The sequence below is a fragment of the Streptosporangium sp. NPDC049644 genome, from assembly GCF_040675205.1.
GTDB classification, from domain to species: Bacteria; Actinomycetota; Actinomycetes; order Streptosporangiales; family Streptosporangiaceae; genus Streptosporangium; species Streptosporangium fukuiense.
This window is the reverse complement of the sequence record NZ_JBFAOJ010000293.1, coordinates 1-1,022: the sequence shown is the minus strand read 5'-3', so window position 1 is coordinate 1,022 and position 1,022 is coordinate 1. Positions and strand designations below refer to the sequence as shown.

Genomic DNA, 1,022 nt, shown 5'->3' with positions numbered 1-1,022 from the left:
GCGCGGGGGTATCTGGGGCGGGCCGGGTTGACGGCGGAGCGGTTCGTGGCGTGTCCGTTCGGTGGTTGTGGTGGGCGGATGTATCGGACGGGGGATGTGGTCCGGCGTCGTGGTGACGGGGTTGTGGAGTTCGTGGGGCGGGTTGATCAGCAGGTGAAGGTGCGGGGTTTTCGGATTGAGCCGGGTGAGGTGGAGGCGGTGTTGGCCCGGCATGGGTCGGTGTCGCGGGTGGCGGTGGTGGTGCGGGAGGACCGGCCGGGGGATCGGCGGTTGGTGGCGTATGTGGTTCCGGCCGAGGGGGTTTCGGCGGAGGGGGTTTCGGCGGAGGGGGAGGCGGCCTCGGGGGGTGCGGGGCCGGTGCTTGATGTGGGGGAGTTGCGGCGGTTCGCGGGGGAGGTGTTGCCGGAGTTCATGGTGCCGTCGGCGGTGGTGGTGTTGGGGGCGTTGCCGGTGACGGGGAACGGGAAGCTGGATCGGGCGGCGTTGCCGGTTCCCGAGGTGATTTCGGAGCCGGGGCGGGGTGCGCGTTCGGTGGTGGAGGAGATTTTGTGCGGGGTGTTCGCGGAGGTTCTCGGGGTGGAGTGGGTGGGGGTGGCGGAGTCGTTTTTCGAGTTGGGCGGGGATTCGTTGCTGGCGATGCGGTTGGTGGGTCGGGTGCGGTCGGTGCTGGGGGTGGAGGTTTCGGTCCGGGCGGTGTTCGAGGCTCCGACGGTGGCGGGGCTGGCGGCGTGGGTTGGCGGGATCGGCGGGGGTGGGGTGCGTCGGAGGGTGGTGGCGCGGGCGGAGGCCGGGGTGGTGCCGTTGTCGTTCGGGCAGCGGCGGTTGTGGTTTTTGAATCGGTTGGGGGTGGGGGCGGGGGTTTACAACGTGCCGGTGGTGTTGCGGTTGGTGGGTGGGGTGGACGTGGGGGTGTTGGAGGTCGCTCTGCGGGATGTGGTGGGTCGGCATGAGAGTTTGCGGACGGTGTTTCCCGAGGTGGACGGGGTGGCGTGTCAGCGGGTGCTGGACACCGCGGAGGTGCC

At 70.4% G+C, this 1,022-nt stretch carries 1 protein-coding gene; it reads left to right on the top strand.

Annotation, left to right across the window (positions count from 1 at the left end):
* Positions 1-123 precede the first annotated feature (123 nt).
* Positions 124-1,022, top strand: an 899-nt coding sequence (locus AB0J58_RS45220; RefSeq protein WP_364228068.1) for a phosphopantetheine-binding protein, incomplete at its 3' end; no start/stop codon positions are given.